General features: G+C 62.7%; 17 protein-coding genes. 10 read left to right on the top strand and 7 right to left on the bottom strand.

Going from position 1 to position 16639, the window contains the following annotated elements:
• Positions 1-9: 9 nt before the first annotated feature.
• Positions 10-960, top strand: coding sequence for a hypothetical protein (locus V7D69_RS03070; protein WP_324063782.1), 951 nt, complete (start codon positions 10-12; stop codon positions 958-960).
• 4 nt (positions 961-964) lie between these two features.
• Here the strand turns inward: V7D69_RS03070 and V7D69_RS03065 are convergent, their stop codons facing one another.
• Genes V7D69_RS03065 through purM form a run of 3 tightly spaced genes read right to left on the bottom strand, consistent with a single transcriptional unit; the run spans position 965 to position 3514 of the window.
• A complete protein-coding gene (locus V7D69_RS03065; RefSeq protein WP_333605035.1) occupies positions 965-1465 on the bottom strand; it encodes a TlpA disulfide reductase family protein in 501 nt (166 codons plus the stop codon).
• Positions 1465-2418, bottom strand: a complete 954-nt coding sequence (gene purN / locus V7D69_RS03060; protein ID WP_324063784.1) for a phosphoribosylglycinamide formyltransferase — start codon at positions 2416-2418, stop codon at positions 1465-1467. The genes V7D69_RS03065 and purN overlap by 1 nt, the downstream gene beginning before the upstream one ends.
• On the bottom strand, positions 2411-3514 hold the full coding sequence (gene purM, locus V7D69_RS03055) for a phosphoribosylformylglycinamidine cyclo-ligase (RefSeq protein ID WP_324063785.1): 1104 nt from the start codon (positions 3512-3514) through the stop codon (positions 2411-2413). Before purM ends, purN begins: the two co-directional genes overlap by 8 nt.
• A 68-nt stretch (positions 3515-3582) precedes the next feature.
• Between purM and V7D69_RS03050 the strand changes: the two genes are divergently transcribed.
• The 4 genes from V7D69_RS03050 to V7D69_RS03035 are packed head-to-tail and all read left to right on the top strand — an operon-like array spanning position 3583 to position 6650.
• Positions 3583-4866 carry a heavy-metal-associated domain-containing protein gene (locus V7D69_RS03050; protein WP_324063786.1) on the top strand — a complete coding sequence of 428 codons (1284 nt, stop codon included), beginning with the start codon at positions 3583-3585 and terminating at the stop codon, positions 4864-4866.
• A 10-nt stretch (positions 4867-4876) separates the two neighbouring features.
• A complete protein-coding gene (locus tag V7D69_RS03045) occupies positions 4877-5500 on the top strand; it encodes an ATPase (protein ID WP_324063787.1) in 624 nt (207 codons plus the stop codon).
• A 53-nt stretch (positions 5501-5553) separates the two neighbouring features.
• Positions 5554-6270, top strand: a complete 717-nt coding sequence (gene epsC, locus V7D69_RS03040; RefSeq protein ID WP_333605034.1) for a serine O-acetyltransferase EpsC — start codon at positions 5554-5556, stop codon at positions 6268-6270.
• Positions 6271-6275: 5 nt separating this feature from the next.
• The gene (locus V7D69_RS03035; protein ID WP_333605033.1) at positions 6276-6650 is read left to right on the top strand and encodes a DUF2794 domain-containing protein; all 375 of its coding nucleotides are present in this window, start codon (positions 6276-6278) and stop codon (positions 6648-6650) included.
• Positions 6651-6667: 17 nt separating this feature from the next.
• Here the strand turns inward: V7D69_RS03035 and V7D69_RS03030 are convergent, their stop codons facing one another.
• A complete protein-coding gene (locus V7D69_RS03030; protein ID WP_324063790.1) occupies positions 6668-7573 on the bottom strand; it encodes an SDR family NAD(P)-dependent oxidoreductase in 906 nt (301 codons plus the stop codon).
• A gap of 131 nt (positions 7574-7704) precedes the next feature.
• On the opposite strand from V7D69_RS03030, the gene purS reads away from it, so the two are divergent.
• Positions 7705-7941 (top strand): phosphoribosylformylglycinamidine synthase subunit PurS, encoded by a 237-nt coding sequence (purS, locus tag V7D69_RS03025; RefSeq protein WP_324063791.1) that lies wholly within the window; start codon positions 7705-7707, stop codon positions 7939-7941.
• A complete protein-coding gene (purQ, locus tag V7D69_RS03020; protein WP_324063792.1) occupies positions 7941-8618 on the top strand; it encodes a phosphoribosylformylglycinamidine synthase subunit PurQ in 678 nt (225 codons plus the stop codon). The genes purS and purQ overlap by 1 nt, the downstream gene beginning before the upstream one ends.
• Positions 8619-8630: 12 nt before the next feature.
• Here purQ and V7D69_RS03015 read toward each other — a convergent pair whose 3' ends face one another.
• Positions 8631-10841, bottom strand: a complete 2211-nt coding sequence (locus V7D69_RS03015; RefSeq protein ID WP_324063793.1) for a putative bifunctional diguanylate cyclase/phosphodiesterase — start codon at positions 10839-10841, stop codon at positions 8631-8633.
• 251 nt (positions 10842-11092) lie between these two features.
• Positions 11093-12916 carry a glutamine--fructose-6-phosphate transaminase (isomerizing) gene (gene glmS, locus V7D69_RS03010; protein WP_333605032.1) on the bottom strand — a complete coding sequence of 608 codons (1824 nt, stop codon included), beginning with the start codon at positions 12914-12916 and terminating at the stop codon, positions 11093-11095.
• Positions 12917-13118: 202 nt separating this feature from the next.
• On the opposite strand from glmS, the gene V7D69_RS03005 reads away from it, so the two are divergent.
• The gene (locus V7D69_RS03005; protein ID WP_333605031.1) at positions 13119-13406 is read left to right on the top strand and encodes a hypothetical protein; all 288 of its coding nucleotides are present in this window, start codon (positions 13119-13121) and stop codon (positions 13404-13406) included.
• A 326-nt stretch (positions 13407-13732) separates the two neighbouring features.
• Entirely contained in the window at positions 13733-14473 is a 741-nt protein-coding gene (locus V7D69_RS03000) for a tetratricopeptide repeat protein (protein WP_324063565.1), read from the top strand.
• Between the two features lie 32 nt (positions 14474-14505).
• On the opposite strand, the gene glmU is transcribed toward V7D69_RS03000, so the two are convergent.
• The gene (gene glmU, locus V7D69_RS02995) at positions 14506-15873 is read right to left on the bottom strand and encodes a bifunctional UDP-N-acetylglucosamine diphosphorylase/glucosamine-1-phosphate N-acetyltransferase GlmU (protein ID WP_324063564.1); all 1368 of its coding nucleotides are present in this window, start codon (positions 15871-15873) and stop codon (positions 14506-14508) included.
• Between the two features lie 59 nt (positions 15874-15932).
• Here glmU and V7D69_RS02990 point away from each other — a divergent pair, with 59 nt between their 5' ends.
• A complete protein-coding gene (locus V7D69_RS02990; protein ID WP_333605030.1) occupies positions 15933-16625 on the top strand; it encodes an HAD-IA family hydrolase in 693 nt (230 codons plus the stop codon).
• Positions 16626-16639 lie beyond the last annotated feature (14 nt).

Raw genomic sequence — 16639 nt, 5'->3', positions numbered from 1 at the left:
GCATCATTTATGAAACCGATCCGTTTCGCGGCCGCGCTGGCTGCGCTTGTTCCCGCCCCGGCACTCGCCTGCGCTTCGTGCGGCTGCACCTTCACCTCCGATTGGCTGGCCCAGGGTCTTGTAACTCAGCCTGGCTCAGCGCTGACGATCCGCTATGATTATGTGCCGCAAACCGAACTTCGCACCGGCACGGACAAAGTCGATACTAGTCGGATCGCCCTTCCTCCCGATCGCGAGGTCGAACGCAAGACCTACAATCACTACGTCACGCTGGCTTATGACCGGCAGTTCGCCAACGACTGGGGTTTCAACGTCTCGATCCCCTTCATCAGTCGCCCGCATCGCACGATCGCCGAAGATACCGTGAGCGAGAGCCGCTCGACCGGCAGCGGAATTGGCGACGTGCGGCTGATAGGCCGCTGGCAGGGGTTGTCGACGCCGGGCGGCGTTACCGGATTGCAGTTCGGGGTCGTTCTGCCCACCGGCTCGACGCACCGCACTTTCAAATCCGGTCCCGAAGCGGGGGAAGAGATTGATCGGGGCCTTCAGCCCGGCGCGGGCACCGTTCAAGCGATTGCGGGCATTTATCATTACAGCAGGGTAAGTTCGTCATTGGCGCTGATCCTGCAGACGCAAGGGCAAACCCCTGTACATTCGCATCGGGCATTCAAGCCTGGAGCCGTGGGAGAGCTATCTGCCTCTCTGCAATATCTGGCCGCACGCGTGATTACGCCCCAATTGCAGGTGAACTTCAGGGTCAACGGCCGCGATAGCGGCGCTGCGGCGGATCGCGAGAACAGCGGCGGCGAACAGCTTTACGTGTCGCCGGGTTTCAGCGCGAAGCTGAGTTCCCGCCTCTCAGCCTTCGGGTTAGTGCAGGTGCCCGTCTATCAGCGTTTCAACGGCTGGCAGTTGGCGCCCAAGGTGATTTTTTCCACCGGGCTGCAGACGCGGTTCTGAGCGATCAACGCTCTGCGAGCAGGGGAGGGAGAATGCGCTCGAGCGTCTTTGCATCGAGCTTCTCCGTCCCTGCTCGAAAGATGTACCGTAGGCGCCCGTCGCGGCTGTAGACCCGCGTTTCCGGCAAGGCGCCGGGGGCCTGCGAGGGCTTGATCGACGTATCGGCCAGCCGTGCCAGAGGAAAGGAAACACTGCTCGCATCGCGAACTTTCGCGCGAGAAGCGCCCGCGTCCAGCGCGATGCCCAGCATTTCCAGCCCGGCACCGTGATAGCGTTTATAGGCTGCGTCGAGTATGGGCATCTCGATCCGGCAGGCCGCGCACCAGGTTGCCCAGTAGTGAACGATCACCACCTGACGCTCATTTCCGGCTAACGTGAACGGCCACCCTTCAACTGAGGAGGCGTTCAGCGGGGCGAGCCGAGGATCAGGAGCCGCTGCCGCGAGCAGCAGGGCGGCAGCCGCAAGTGTGCATTTCCAGACGACGGCCGGTTTCCGGGTCGCCATCAGAACGCATCCGCCGCGTCGATCAGGGTTGTCAGCTTTCGAGGAGCGACCGCCCTCCAGGACCGGGCAACCCGTTCGCCGATGGCGTCCCAATCATTGTCGCCCAGATCGAGCCGTATGCCGATCCAGCCGTCGCCGAAATAAGCAGGCCGAAAATAGCGCGCTTCGTCCTGTTCTATCAGCAGGGCCTGTTCATCCACGCCGCTGATCTTGACGATCAGGGCGGTGCGACCATCGCCGTGATGATCGCTTGAGAAATAGGCGAACTTTTTGCCTTTCGCGATTCCGAAGCAGGCCATGCCATGGCTGAGCGTCTCCTCGGCGTCGGGCAACACGCTGGCGCGCGAGCGCACCTGCTCGAGCAGCCATTCAGGGCTTTTTTCGCGCGTGACCAGCTTGGCGAGGCAGCGGGAATAGAGCTGGTGCTCTGCGATCAAGACTCGGGCAGCCAAGCTTTCCGGCGTGTCGTCAGGCATTATCGCCACAGGGGTTTGCCCCAGGATCGGCCCCTCGTCGAGTTGAGTGGTGACGAGATGAACGGTAACGCCGCCATGGGCGTCGCCCGCGGCGATAGCGCGTTCATGCGTGTGCAGGCCGGTATATTTCGGCAGCAGCGACGGGTGGATGTTCACCATCCGGCCTTCCCAGGCGGCAACAAATTCGGGCGTGAGAATGCGCATGTAGCCGGCCAGCGCGATCCACTGCGCGCCGCTGCCGCGGACCGCCTCGTCCATCGCGGCGTCATGCTCGGCCCGGGGCATGCCCTTGTGGGAAAGCGCGAAGGTGAGAATCCCTTCCGCTTCGGCCAGGCGCAAGCCCTTTGCCGCAGGGTCATTAGCGGCCACGAGCGCGATTTCGTAAGGACAGTCTTCCGCGCGGCTGGCGTAAAGCAGCGCGGCCATATTGGTGCCGCTGCCCGAGATCAGGACTGCAACCTTCGCCCGCTCAGGCAAGATGCACGGCCTCCCAGTCTTGACGCGCGGACCAGTCTTCCGCGCTTCCCTGCACCGTGCAGCCTTTGTCGCCGGGTTCGATCGCGCCGATCACGAAGACGGTCTCGCCCGCCTCTTCCAGTTCGGCCTGCAGTGCGACGGCATCGTCTGCCGGCACGGCCAGCACCATGCCGATGCCACAGTTGAAGGTCCGGGCCATTTCAGTCGGTTCGATGTTCCCCTGTGCTTGCAGGAACGCCATCAGGCGCGGCTGCGGCCAGGCGCTGGCCTCGATCCGGGCGTGGAGCCCTGTGGGCAGCACGCGCGGAACGTTCTCCAGCAGGCCGCCCCCCGTGATGTGCGCCAGTGCATGGATTCGCCCCGCACGAATGAAGGGAAGCAGGCTCTTCACATAAATCCGCGTGGGGGCGATGAGGGCGTCTATCAGGAAGGTGTCCTGATCGAACAGCGCAGGGCGATCGAGCTTCCATCCTTTGTCGGCGGCCAGCCGGCGCACGAGCGAATAGCCGTTCGAATGGACACCTGAGGACGCCAGACCCAGCAGAACGTCGCCCGCGGCCACCTTGTCCCCGGTCAATTGTTCGCCTCGCTCCAACGCGCCCACGCAAAAGCCGGCAAGGTCGTAGTCGCCGGCGGCGTACATGCCCGGCATTTCCGCCGTTTCGCCCCCAATCAGCGCGCAACCCGCCATGCGGCAGCCTTCGGCAATGCCGGCGACGACGCGTTCCGCGATGCCGTTTTCCAGTTTGCCGGTTGCGAAATAGTCCAGGAAGAACAGTGGCTCGGCGCCCTGCACGATCAGATCATTGACGCACATTGCCACCAGATCGATGCCGATATGGTCATGCCGGTCGTGATCGATGGCGAGCTTGACCTTGGTGCCCACACCGTCATTCGCGGCGACCAGGAGCGGGTCCTTGTATCCCGCCGCACGCGGATCGAAGAAACCGCCGAAGCCGCCAAGCTCCGCGTCAGCGCCAGGGCGCGCGGTTGCCTTTGCCAACGGCGCGATGGCTTTTACCAGCGCATTTCCGGCCGCGATGGAGACGCCGGCCTGCTCATAGCTATAGCTCTTCGAGGAGTTATCATCGGACATTCGCGCCGCCTAGCCGTTTACGGCTTGGATTTCCATCGCCGTTTGGGCAAAAGGCCCCCGGTTTCGACATGGCAATCACGATCTCCCCCAAATTCCTGCGGAGCTTCCGCGACGGGCAGAGCCGCAAAGGCGCGGCCGCGGTCCTGGCCGGGGTGGCCATACTGGCGGTCGCCGGAATCGGCGGGGCGCGGTTGATTGCACAGATAGAGGGCGATCGCGGGATCGCTCCGCTCGCCAACTCCTCCGACATTCAGGTCAACGGCGTGGATGTGGACGTCACTGGAAAAACCGGCGCCGAAGCACGGCTGCTGGGCTGGAAAGAGGCGGAGAAACTGGCCTGGAAAAAGCTCGGCGGGCCGGACATGCCGCCCGAATCGATCGATGGCATGGTCTCCTCCATAGTCATCGAGCATGAGCAGGTCGGCCCTCGTCGTTACGTCGCCCGTCTGGGCGTGATTTTTGATAAGACCAAGGCTGGTCAGTTTGTCGGCGCCTCCGCAGGCACCGGGCCGCGCTCCGCGCCGATGCTGGTGATTCCGGTGTTGTATTCGGGCGGTGTGCGCCAGGTGTTTGAAGTGCGTGGGCCGTGGCAGAGGGCCTGGGCCGAGTTCCAGGCGGCCGCGAGTCCGGTCGACTACGTGCGTCCGGTGGGCGCCGGTGGAGATTCGCTGGTCCTCACCGCCGGTCAGCCGGGCCGCCGCAGCCGCTTGTGGTGGCGCACCTTGCTGGATCAGTTTGACGCCGCCGATGTGGTGATTCCTGTCGCGCGACTGGAGCGGCAGTGGCCCGGCGGCCCGATCAAGGGCACTTTCACCGCTCGTTATGGTCTGGACAACACGTTCCTTGGCAGCTTCACGATGACCGCGAAGAGCGAGGATGAATTGCCCGCGATGCTCGATCAAGCGGTGCTGCGGGTTGATGGGCTTTATCGCGATGCTCTGACGCAGGGACAATTGATGCCGGACCCGACGCTTAATGCCGGACGCGCCGCGCTTGATCGCGCGTTCGATCAGTTGCGCGCAGCATTGATGCCTCAAGGCGACCAGATCGATACCGGCGCGGCGCCTCAAGCGAATCCGACCCCGCCTCCGGCGCAAGCCCCGGTGAGTGGACCGGCGGAGACCGTTTCGGTCCAGTTCGCCACTCCCGACGCCGCTGCGGTCGATGCTGCCCTTGCTGCCGTGCGCGGTGCGCCAGGCGTTCAGGGCGCGGCCACGGTTAGCCTTGCGATTGGCGGCACTTCGGTCATGCGGGTAACGGTTGCGGGTGGGGCAGATCGGCTGGCTGCAGCCCTGCGCGCGCAGGGCTGGAAAGTTTCAAGCGGCGGCGGCGCGCTGAAAATCAGCCGATAAGCATTGCGTCATGAGGCAGATCGCCCTCCCGCTTTCCGCTGCCAGAGAGGACCCGCCGCGCATCGTGGTGGGCAATGCCAACGGCGCCGTGCTGGATGCGCTGATGGAACCGGACAAATGGCCCTTTCGCACCGCTATCCTGTTCGGTCCGCCGCGTTCGGGAAAATCCCTGATGGCGCGCTGGTTTGTCGAGAGCGGGAGGGGTGATGCCCTTGATAATGCGCCTGACATGGATGAGGCGGAGTTGTTCCACTGCTGGAACCGCGCACAAGAGAATTGCCGGCCGCTATTAATCCTAACCGATCGCAGGCGCGGCGCTGGCGAGGGGCGTTGGCACGTGGGCCTTCCCGATCTGGCTTCGCGCCTGGGGGCTGCGCTTGAACTGGAAATCGGCGAGCCGGACGACGAGATGCTCATAGCCCTGATGGAAGTTCACGCCGAAATGCGGAGCCTGATTCTTGACCATTCCGCAACACAATACCTTGTAGGACGGTGTGAGCGTAGCCATCTCGGCGTGGAACGCCTGGTCGCCGCGATCGATCGGCTCAGTCTGGAACGAAAACAGGCGCCGACAATGGCGATCTGGCGCGACGCGTTGATTGAGACTAAACGCGGCGGTTGGGGAGAGGATTGAACACCGCTGCGTCGAGCGATTGCAACGCGCGGATTGCTGGGAGTGTACGGACAATGCTGGGTAACCTTGTCCGCTATCTGGATTCCATTGTCGCGCGGGATCCGGCGCCTCGCTCGCGCTGGGAAGTGCTGCTTTATCCCGGCGTATGGGCGCTGTTCTGGCATCGCCTCGCACATCGCTTGTTCAACGCGCGGCTGTTTTTTCTGGCGCGGGTTGTCAATCACCTCTCGCGCTTTCTGACCGCGATAGACATCCATCCTGGCGCAAGGATCGGCAGGAACTTCTTCATTGACCATGGTTTCACCGTCATCGGCGAAACTGCGGAGATCGGCGATAACGTTACGATCTACCAGTGCGTGACGCTTGGCGGATCGAACCCCACCAACGGTGTGGGGGGCAAACGTCATCCCACGCTGCTCGACAACGTGATCGTCGGATCGGGCGCACAGATTATCGGACCCGTCACCGTGGGCAAGCGCGCCCGCGTCGGCGCCAGCGCGGTCGTGACGGAGGACGTGCCCGAAGGCGCGACGATGATCGGGGTCAAAGCGCGCTCTACATTGGTCAGCGCGGAGACCTGGGCCAAGGAATTCATGCCTTATGGCACACCCTGCAAGGAACCCTGCGAGCCGTCAGGCATTCAGCGCGTGGACGAGCTGGAGGAAGAGGTTGCAGCCCTGCGCGCGCAGGTCGAGACGTTGCTGGCCGCGTATGAGGCTTTGGCCCGAGAGGCCGGCAAGCCTGTCGAGCCTGCTTGCAAGGGCGTCTGATCTGAATGGCGGCAGGCGTGACCGGCTCGGCCAGCCCCATCTCGGCAGCCATCGTTGCATTTCCTTGCCATGTCCCGCTGCAAGTCGGGTTCGAGCGAATGGAACTGCAGCGCATCCTGGATCTCTACGGCCGCATGGTGGCAGCCGGACTTTGGCGCGATTACGCCATGAACTTCGACAAGGAAGCCGCCCAGTTCTCTGCCTTCCGCCGCGCGGCGGAGCGCCCGCAGGCCCGGATTGAGAAGCGCCCCAGTCTACGTGGCAAGCAAGGTATGTGGACCCTTTTCGGCGAGGTCGGCCAGGTGCTCAAGCGCGGTCACGAACTGGCCGGCGTGCTCAGCCCGTTGGAGCGCAAGCTGTTGAAGGTGGTGGAAGATTAGGTGTTTGGTCGCCGCATTTACTCAGCGCTCCGGCTTAGCATTTCCAGGGCATGATGCGATTGCTCCATGCCGTTCTCGAACACATGATCGCCCCGGCGTTCACGGATGCGGGGCCAGGCGGCGGCAAAGCCTTCGGCAGTGCGCTCGCTCTCCGGCAGCAGCACGCCCTCATTCATCGTGACGAACGCGCTCTGGAACACGCCGCCACCCGCCGCGACGATGGCGTCAGTCGGCGCATTCGCTGAGACCAGGTATATCGCAGCAGGCACCACGCCCTCGGGTCCGAACGCTCGATAGGCTTCCTCGGGAAAGATGTCGGCGGTCATGCGAGTGCCGGCGGTAGGTGCGACGCAATTGACCCGGATGCCATGCTTGGCGCCTTCCAGCCGAAGGGTGCGGGCCAGGCCGAGCACGCCGGCCTTGGCCGCGCCATAATTGGCCTGGCCGAAATTGCCGCCAAGTCCGGTGGAGGAGGTGGTCATCAACACTCGCCCATAATTCTGCCGGCACATCGTGTCCCACACCGCTCTGGTCGCAAAAGCTGCGCCTAAGAGGTGGACGCGCAGCACAAGTTCGAAATCGGCAGCCTCCATTTTCGCGAAAGTGCGGTCGCGCAGGATGCCGGCGTTGTTAATGAGGACATGGATCCCGCCCCATTTCTCAACCGCCCGCGCGGCCATTGCCTCCATCTGGACGAAGTCGGACACGTCGCCGCTATCCGCGAGGGCCTCGCCGCCGTTCTGGCGAATTTCCTCGACCACGGCCTGCGCCGCGTCGGAATGGCCGGTTCCATCGCGCGCGGCGCCCAGGTCGTTGACCACGATTTTCGCGCCGCGCCGCGCCAGTTCCAGCGCGTAGGCGCGACCCAGACCGGAACCCGCTCCAGTGACGATGGCGACCTGGCCGGCGAAGGAAATCGACATGCGTAACTCCGTCAGGGGCAAAGCCCCGCGCTGTTTTCCGCCGCAGTCCATAGCACGGCTTGCTCCGGCGCGCCTCTGGAGTCATAGGCGCATCGAGCGAATCTGCCCGCGCCCAAGCGAAAGGCCCTGCCATGAAAGTCTGCGTCCACGTCAGCCTCAAGCCCGGCGTTCTTGATCCGCAGGGCCGGGCGATCCATCATTCGCTGGAAGGGCTGGGTTTTTCAGGCGTCAATGATGTTCGCGCAGGAAGGCTGTTCGAGCTGGACGTGGCGGACAGCGTCACGGATGAGGTGCTTGACGACATGTGCCGCAAGCTGCTGGCCAACATGGTGATCGAGAATTATCGCATAGAGAAGGTGGCCGCCTGATGGCTTTTCGCTCCGCCGTCATCACTTTTCCCGGTTCCAATTGCGACCGCGACATGGCGGATGCGTTGGAGAAAATTTCGGGAACTGCTCCATACCGCGTCTGGCACGGTGATGCCGATCTGCCGGAAGGGCTGGATTTCATCGCGCTGCCGGGCGGGTTTTCCTATGGCGACTATCTGCGCTGCGGCGCCATCGCCTCTCGCTCTCCGGTGATGCGCGCGGTGATTGCGGCGGCCGATCAGGGCGTGCCGGTTCTGGGCGTGTGCAACGGCTTTCAGGTCTTGACTGAAAGCGGTCTGTTGCCGGGCGCGCTGCTGCGCAATTCGGGCATTCGCTTCGTTTGCCGCGATGTGAAGCTGCGCGTGGATAATGCACAGTCTCTCTTCACCAACGCTTATGGGACGGGGCAGGAGGTATCCTTTCCGGTCGCGCACCACGACGGCAATTACTATGCGGATGACGCCACGCTCGATCGTCTTGAGGGCGATGGCAGGGTGGCGTTCCGCTATGTCGAGAATGTGAACGGTTCTTCGCGTGCGATCGCGGGCGTACTCAACGGGGCTGGCAACGTGCTTGGCATGATGCCCCATCCCGAACGCGCGATCGAGGCCGCCCATGGCGGCACCGATGGCCGCGCGCTGTTTGAAAGCGCTGTTCGGGGATTGATCGGCGCGTAAGCATCCGCGGAATCAGGCGACGCTTTGACCTGCGAGAGTGGCCGGGCTTCTGAACAGCGCTCTGGCGTCCATCGCGGACATGGGCCGCCCGAAGTAATAGCCCTGCACCTTACGGCAGCCCAGCCGGCGGACTGTTTCAAGTTCCTTCTCGGTCTCCACCCCTTCGGCGGTGGTGGACATCCCCAGACTGTCGGCCATGGCCACCACGGCGCGAATAATGGCGAGGCTTTCAGCGTTGTCGGTCGCGGCGCCTTGCACGAATGAACGGTCGACCTTGATCGTGGAGAAACGCAGCTTCCTGAGATAGCCGAGCGACGAATAGCCGGTGCCGAAATCGTCCAGCGCAACCTGGCATCCCAGCGCCATGATATGTTCAAGCGTGACCTTGGCCTGCGTGGCGTCTCGCAGAAAGATGCTTTCGGTGACCTCTATTTCCAGCCGGCTGGCAGCTAGGCCGCTTTGGGCAAGCGCGTTGACTACACTGGCGCTGAAATCTTGATGGAGCAATTGTTCGCCCGACACATTGACTGCGACGCGCACGTGATTGGGCCATTTCATCGCTTCGAAACAGGCATGCTGCAACACCCACTCGCCGATTGGCACGATCAGCCGGGTATCTTCCGCGAGCGAGATGAACTTGGCCGGACTGACCGGGCCGTGTTCTTTGCTGTTCCAGCGCAGCAGGGCTTCGAAGCTGACAACGCCCTCATCCTGAGCATCGACCACGGGTTGATAGACCAGGGCAAATTCGTTGCTATCCAGCGCGCGCCTTAGCGAAAACTCGAGCTTTCTGCGTTCTTCCGCCTGAGCGTGCAAAGCTGGCTCGTACGTGAAATGGCTGTTGCCGCCGCTGTCCTTGGCCCGATAAAGCGCCAGATCGGCGTTGCGCATCAGCGTCTCGACCGTGGCCCCGTCGCGCGGGCCGATCGCCGATCCAATCGAGGTGCCGACATAGAGCGTGTGGTGATCGACTTCGTAAGGCTGCGAAAGGCTTTGAATTACTCGTTGAGCCACATCGTTGACGCGTTCCAGGTCGGAAGCGTCGCAAATGACGATCGCAAATTCATCGCCTCCCAATCGGCCGCACAATTCGTTTTCGCCCAACTGCTGCTTGAGCCGGTCCGAGACGCGTGCAAGAAGCTGGTCGCCGACGAAATGGCCAAGCGTGTCGTTCACGGCCTTGAAGCGATCCAGATCGATCATCATGAACGCGCAGCGCGTGCGCCATTGTTCGGCATGAGCCAGTGCGTCGCCCAGCGCCTCCGTCAGCATCATACGGTTCGGCAGACCGGTCAGCGTGTCGTATCGGGCGAGCCAGGCGATCTTGTCCGAATTTTCACGCGCCAAGGTAACGTCTGACCCGACGCCCCGAAAACCATCGAAGACGTCGTTCTCATCGAACTTCGGAGTGCCTGACAATTCCCACCAGCGGGGCTCGCCGGCAACCGTTACACGCACGAGCAGGTTGGAGAAGTGTTCGCGCTGCTTCAAGCGATCGGCGAGGTCATGAAGGCTGGAGGGAAATTGACCGGTGTCCCAAGCGGGTCCGGCGATCAGCTGTATAAAGGGCTTGCCCTCTGCTTCCGACGCATCGCAAGAGAGCGCATAGGCAAAGCGCGGAGAAACTGCTCGCACGCGGCGAGTCGCGTCGATCTGCCAAAGCCAGTCCGCTTCGCCTTCCTCGAACTCGCGCAGGAGCAGCGAAACGACCTGATCCTGTTCGAGAATGCCGACTTCCGCGATCCTGGCGGCGACATACCACCGCGCCCCCTCCACCGCGCCTACGAATATGATTCCGATGTATGCCAATGTGATCGCCGCCGGATACCAGCTTCCGACTGCTGCGAAGTGGAGCGTAGACGATGCCCCCACCGCGCCGGAAAACAAGAGCGTGCTTATGGGAACGGCGGGTCGGAGGATAGCCGAAGCAGTCATCAGCAAGGCCAGGATGGTCCAGACTTCCAACTGAGACGGCAGGTCGATGAAAAACCCGAAACCGCCGAGCGGCACCGCCCAGGCAAGGCCGTTGAGTACAGCGCTGATCGCCTGCGCCCGCATCTCCTGCCGCGACACGCGCCTCCGGTCCGCATCTCGCAAGGATCGCTCGATACGGTGCGCGTGCCAAAAGGTTATGGCAGCGACCGCGATCCAGCCGAGAATGGCGGCGAGGGGGATCTGCCGTTGCAGCAGCGCTGCCGTGGCCAGCAGGGCGGCAACCTGCATGGCGAGTCGAACGGCGGTCCCGTTTCCAAGGCTCGCATATTGCAGTCCGCACACGCGCGCCCAGTCGCCATTCGTGGGGTTTGAGAGCCCCAGCAAAGCCAGGACCGGCAGTTCTCTTGGAAGAGTTCTGTTAGGAAGCGAGCTTGCGTTCACACCTGTTGAAATACTGGAGCAACGGTTATCACCCGGTAAAGGTCCGGGCCTCGACATCGCTTTTCCGGTGAATGGATCGCCGCGGCGAGAGTGTGCGTTTATTCGACGGTGACGCTCTTCGCCAGATTGCGCGGCTGGTCTACATCCGTGCCTTTCACACAGGCCACATGATAGGCCAGGAGTTGAACCGGAACCGAATAGACAATTGGGGCGATCAGTGGATGCACTTTGGGCATCTCGATCGTGGCGATGCAGCCTTCGCCCGCTTCGGCAATGCCTTCCGCATCGGAAATCAGCACGACTTTGCCGCCGCGCGCGCGCACCTCCTGCATATTGCTGACGGTCTTTTCGAACAGAGGCCCGGATGGGGCGAGAACGATCACCGGCACCGCTTCATCGATCAGCGCGATCGGACCATGCTTCATTTCGCCCGAAGCATAACCTTCAGCATGAATGTAGCTGATTTCCTTGAGCTTCAATGCGCCTTCTAGAGCGAGCGGATAATCCAGCCCGCGGCCCAGGTAAAGCACGTCCCGCGCCGGTGCGATCAGAGGCGCCATGGCGGCGATTTCCTCATCGTGCGCCAGCGCAGCGTTAAGGCAGGACGGCGCCTCGACGAGGTGCTTGACCACCACCGCCTCTTCCGCCGGGTCCATCCGACCGCGCTTGACGGCCAGATGCGCCGCCAGCGCAGCCAGCACCGCAAGCTGACAGGTGAAAGCCTTGGTCGAGGCGACACCGATCTCGGGCCCGGCGTGAGTCGGCAGAAGCAGGTCCGCTTCTCGCGCCATAGTGCTGGTGGGAACGTTGACCACCACGGCGATGGTCTGACCGGCCGCCTTGCAGTGGCGAAGGGCGGCAAGCGTGTCCGCCGTCTCACCCGATTGCGAAATAAACAACGCCAGACCGCCCGGCTCCAATACTGGATCGCGATAGCGGAATTCCGACGCCACATCGATGTCGACCGGCAGGCGCGCGAATTGCTCGATCCAGTATTTTGCCACCATGCCGGCGTAGAAGCTGGTCCCACAAGCGACGATGGTGATGCGGCTGATGCTGGAAAGATCGAAATCGATCTGCGGAAGCGCCACCGACTGGTCAACTTGCCGCACATAGCTGCGCAGGGTCTGAGCGACCACGGTTGGCTGCTCGTAGATCTCCTTCTGCATGAAGTGGCGATAATTGCCTTTCTCGATCGCCACTGCGGAAGCGCCTGAACTGACGATTTCGCGCTCTACAGACCGGCTGTCGGTATCGAAAATCTGCGCGCCGTCGCGCGTGATGATGACCCAGTCGCCTTCTTCGAGATAAGTGATTTTTTGAGTGAGCGGGGCCAGCGCGAGTGCGTCCGATCCCAGATACGTCTCGCCATCGCCGAAGCCCACGACCAGCGGCGAGCCAAGGCGCGCGCCGATCAACATGTCGGGATAGCGGCGGAAGGCTATGGCAAGTGCGAAGGCGCCGCGAAGCTGCGGTAGAACGGCCTTGACCGCGTCCTGCGGCGCAAGCCCTGCCTCAACCTGTTCCGACACCAGATGTGCGACGACCTCGGTATCGGTCTGGCTTTCGAACGTCCGCCCGCGCGCCTCCAGCGCTTCGCGCAGCGGTTTGAAATTCTCGATAATGCCATTGTGAACAAGCGCCAGCTCGGCGGTCGCATGGGGGTGGGCATTGGCGGCCGTGGGCGCTCCGTGAGTTGCCCAGCGGGTGTGTGCGATGCCGGTAAGTCCGGGAGCCGGATCTTGGGCCAGCTCCCTGACCAGGTTGGCCAACTTGCCTTGCGCGCGGCGGCGGACGAGCTGACCATCATGAATGGTGCATAGGCCGGCGCTGTCATAGCCGCGATATTCCATGCGCCTGAGGCCGTCGACCAACCTGTCAGCCACATCTTCCTTGCCGACGATGCCGATGATTCCGCACATGAATGCACACTTTCGCTAGAGGGTGGAGGGAGCGCGGATATCCGGCATCGACCGATCCGATATCGCGTCATGATATCATGCACAAGGCTTCGGCAGTCAGACCAAGCAGGACGACAGGATGATGCGACAAGCGACTTGCGGCAATCGCGGCGCGGTTTATCACGAAGGTTCGGGGTTTGCCTCGATCAGAAGGTATCTGGCTATGAAAATCACTGTTTTGCATAAGTTTGCCCTGGGTCTGGCGATTGCCGGCCTTGCGGTTTCCGCCCCCGCCGAAGCTCGGCATCGGCATCATTACCGGCACGGCGATCCTGGCCACGGGAGGTGTCTGCGTTTCAACAAGACGACGGGCGCCGTTGCCGGCGCCGCAGGTGGCGCCTTGCTGGGCAAGGTGGTCTTCGGCGGTCCGGTCGCTGTTATCGGCGGGGCCGCCGCCGGCGGCATTGCCGGAAACAAGCTTGCCCGCAACGGTAGGAAACACTGCCGCTGAGCCAGGAATGGCGCGGGCGGCTCGCCACCGCCCGCGCCCGCTTGTCGAGACGGTCAATCGTCGTCCAGTATAGTCGCCACGCCGCCAAGCACGCCTAGCCCCAGCAAGGTGCTTTCGCCCCGGTTCTGCCCGCCGTAAGGCGTCGCGGCCGCCATCATCCGCCCCGCCAAGTGAATGAGGATGTGATTTCGGCGCTCCGGCTTGTCAAATCGCGCCGGTCGGATATTCTGCGCGCTTCAACGAACACTATTCTGACGAGCAGCCCCAAAAACAGGGCTCGGCACAGACCGGCGCAGCATCAGTGTTTTGGGAGAGGAAAAACACTGATGTTCAAGCAAAGTCTATTTGCGGGAGTAGTGTGTCTGCTGTCTGCTGGCGCGGCTCATGCGGCCACCGTTTCCGAAGTGCCTCAGGTTGGCGTTGTTCAGCAATCCCAGGCTCTTGGGGCCGCCTTCGGCCGAGACATCAAGCCGGCCCGGTTCGATGCTGGCAGTCAGGTGAATGAGGCGTTCGATCTGATCCGGGAAGGCAAGCAGGCTCAAGCGGTGAAGCTGTTCGATCGGGTCATAGCATTCGCGGAACCGGCCGAGGGTGATTCGCGTCCGCGTCTATGCCGCAACGATAAAGCCGCAGAGGTCAAGGGCCGGGGGCAAGCGGTGCTGCTGGACGGCGCGGTGTGCGACGCTCATTTCGGCAAGGGCTTCGCGCTGATCGATCTCGGGCGCGGGGATTTGGCCGAAGCGGAATTGCTCAAAGCGACCCAGCTGGCACCTGCCAATGCTCATTATGCCAACGAGTATGCGGAACTGTTCAAGGCAAGACGCCAATGGCAGGAAAGCTACGATCTCTTCGCTCGTGCCTGGGCGATCGTTGACAAGGAAAAGACCGGCCCGGACGCCGCCGTGGCGGCGCGGGCTTTGCGTGGCATGGGCTACAACAAGATCGAGCTGGGCGCATTCGACGAGGCGGAGCGGCTGTTTAGGCAATCGCAGGAATATGATCCGGGGAGCGAGGCCGCGAAGGCCGAGATCGGCTATATCGCCCGCAAGAAGGCGATAGGTTCCTAGGCACCGGAAGGGGATGGCCGAGACGGAGGAAGTTATTTCCTCTGCTCGGCCTTCTTCTTTTTCATGGCATCATGGAAGCGATCGGCCCAGCCAGGCTTGACCAGTTGTTCGCCGCGTACCAGCCGGAGTTCACCGGCGGCGACATCGCGCGTGACGGCGCTGCCGGCGGCGACGATGGCGTCCGCGCCGATCTTCACCGGCGCCACCAGCGCGCTGTTGGAGCCGATGAAGGCACGTTCGCCGATCACGGTCTTATGCTTGAAATAGCCGTCGTAATTGCAGGTGATCGTGCCCGCGCCGATATTGGCGTTCGCGCCGACCTCGGCATCGCCGACATAAGAGAGGTGATTGGCCTTGGCGCCTTCGCCCAGCACTGCGTTCTTCACTTCGACGAAATTGCCGATCTTTGCCCGCTCCTTGAGAACCGCTCCGGGGCGTAGCCGCGCATAAGGCCCGATAGCAACGCCGCTTTCCAGCGTCGCGCCTTCCAGATGCGAGAAGGCGTGGATGACGACGTTGTCCGCCACGGTCACGCCGGGGCCGAACACCACGTTCGGCTCGATCGTGACATCGCGGTCTAACCGCGTGTCCCAGGCGAAAAACACCGTTTCAGGGGCGATCAAGGTGACGCCGTCCGCCATGGCCTGTACCCGGCGCTTCCTCTGCCAGCGGGCTTCGGCTTCGGCCAGCTCTCCGCGGCTGTTGATGCCGCCCACCTCGTCAGGATCGTCCGTGATGATGACCGCACAGGGGCGACCTTCGAGAGTGGCGATGTTGACGATGTCGACGAGGTAATATTCGCCTTGCGTATTGTCATTGCCGACTTTGCCGAGCAATTCGAACAAGTCCGCCGATTTTACCGCCATGAGACCCGAGTTGCACAAGCGGCACGCGCGCTGTTCGTCATCGGCATCCTTGTATTCAACCATCATCACGATCCGCCCATCGTCATGAGCGAGCACGCGGCCGTATTGCAACGCGTCTTCGGGTTCGAAACCCAGCACGACCACGGCGGGCGCATCGGGCGCGTGAAGCCGCGCGATCATGGCGCGCATCGTCTCCACGCGCACAAAAGGCACATCGCCGTAAAGGATCAGCACGTCGCCGTCGAAGCCCTGCAACGCCTGCTCTGCCTGTTGCACGGCGTGGCCCGTGCCCAGTTGCGGTTCCTGCACCGCGATGGTCGCACGCGCGCCTAGCGCCTGCTCAAGCTGTTCTCGCCCATGCCCAGCCACCACGACTTGCCGTTGCGGAGCCAATTCCTGCACGCTGCTCAGCAAGTGCTCAAGCATTGGCCGTCCGGCAATGGGATGAAGCACCTTATGCAAGTCGCTTTTCATGCGAGTGCCTTTTCCGGCGGCGAGGACAATGATGGCGAGAGGGGAGCTGGCGGAAGTCATGCACTTCCTCTGCCAGCAAATTGTTGCGGTTTCCACAGGAAGGAGCCATCGGGCCGAGAATGACTCGCGTTCCTTTTGCTCTTGTCGGCTTCGATCTTGATGGAACGTTGCTGGATACGCACGGCGATCTCGCCCATGCTGTCAATCACGCGCTCGCGCACGAAGGCAGGCCCGCCGTGCTTTTCGCGGATGTGCGCGCCATGGTCGGCGGTGGTGCGCGTAAGATGCTGGCAAAGGCGCTGAACGCGACCGGCGGACCGGTTGACGCGCTTCGCTTCGAGGTTTTGCACGACATGCTCCTTGCCTACTACGAGGCGAATATCGCGGTCGAAACGCGGTTGTTTCCCGGCGGTGAGGCGATGCTGGGCGCGATGGCCGCTCAAGGCGTCAAGCTGGCGGTGGTGACTAACAAGCTGGAGCGGCTGGCCGTCAAGGTCCTTACCGAGTTGGGCCTGTCCGACCGGTTCGTGACCGTGATCGGCGGCGACACGCTAGGGCCGGGCCGCGCCAAGCCTCATCCCGATCTGCTTCACCTGATGTTGGAGCGTGGCGGCGGCGGCCCCGCTGCTTATGTCGGCGATTCGACTTACGACACGCGCGCCGCCGCGGCCGCAGGTCTGCCGTGTGTTGGGGTAAGCTTTGGCTTCAACGACCTTCCTGCCGCAGAGCTTGGTGCGACTGCGCTGATCGATCATTTCGACGAACTTGTTCCCACGCTTGCCGCCATTCGTAGTGTGCCGGCCGGCCGATAAGCTGCCGGGGCAAG

Origin of the sequence: Novosphingobium sp., assembly GCF_036733805.1 — a bacterium.
GTDB lineage: Bacteria > Pseudomonadota > Alphaproteobacteria > Sphingomonadales > Sphingomonadaceae > Novosphingobium.
This window is presented reverse-complemented; position numbering and strand designations above follow the sequence as displayed.

Excerpts from the sequence above, each read along its gene's own strand:
- V7D69_RS03070 (WP_324063782.1), top strand. The coding sequence starts at position 10 with ATGAAACCGATCCGTTTCGCGGCCGCGCTGGCTGCGCTTGTTCCCGCC.
- V7D69_RS03065 (WP_333605035.1), bottom strand. The coding sequence starts at position 1,465 with ATGGCGACCCGGAAACCGGCCGTCGTCTGGAAATGCACACTTGCGGCT.
- purM (WP_324063785.1), bottom strand. The coding sequence starts at position 3,514 with ATGTCCGATGATAACTCCTCGAAGAGCTATAGCTATGAGCAGGCCGGC.
- V7D69_RS03050 (WP_324063786.1), top strand. The coding sequence starts at position 3,583 with ATGGCAATCACGATCTCCCCCAAATTCCTGCGGAGCTTCCGCGACGGG.
- V7D69_RS03045 (WP_324063787.1), top strand. The coding sequence starts at position 4,877 with ATGAGGCAGATCGCCCTCCCGCTTTCCGCTGCCAGAGAGGACCCGCCG.
- epsC (WP_333605034.1), top strand. The coding sequence starts at position 5,554 with ATGCTGGGTAACCTTGTCCGCTATCTGGATTCCATTGTCGCGCGGGAT.
- V7D69_RS03035 (WP_333605033.1), top strand. The coding sequence starts at position 6,276 with ATGGCGGCAGGCGTGACCGGCTCGGCCAGCCCCATCTCGGCAGCCATC.
- V7D69_RS03030 (WP_324063790.1), bottom strand. The coding sequence starts at position 7,573 with ATGTCGATTTCCTTCGCCGGCCAGGTCGCCATCGTCACTGGAGCGGGT.
- purS (WP_324063791.1), top strand. The coding sequence starts at position 7,705 with ATGAAAGTCTGCGTCCACGTCAGCCTCAAGCCCGGCGTTCTTGATCCG.
- purQ (WP_324063792.1), top strand. The coding sequence starts at position 7,941 with ATGGCTTTTCGCTCCGCCGTCATCACTTTTCCCGGTTCCAATTGCGAC.
- V7D69_RS03015 (WP_324063793.1), bottom strand. The coding sequence starts at position 10,841 with ATGCAGGTTGCCGCCCTGCTGGCCACGGCAGCGCTGCTGCAACGGCAG.
- glmS (WP_333605032.1), bottom strand. The coding sequence starts at position 12,916 with ATGTGCGGAATCATCGGCATCGTCGGCAAGGAAGATGTGGCTGACAGG.
- V7D69_RS03005 (WP_333605031.1), top strand. The coding sequence starts at position 13,119 with ATGAAAATCACTGTTTTGCATAAGTTTGCCCTGGGTCTGGCGATTGCC.
- V7D69_RS03000 (WP_324063565.1), top strand. The coding sequence starts at position 13,733 with ATGTTCAAGCAAAGTCTATTTGCGGGAGTAGTGTGTCTGCTGTCTGCT.
- glmU (WP_324063564.1), bottom strand. The coding sequence starts at position 15,873 with ATGACTTCCGCCAGCTCCCCTCTCGCCATCATTGTCCTCGCCGCCGGA.
- V7D69_RS02990 (WP_333605030.1), top strand. The coding sequence starts at position 15,933 with ATGACTCGCGTTCCTTTTGCTCTTGTCGGCTTCGATCTTGATGGAACG.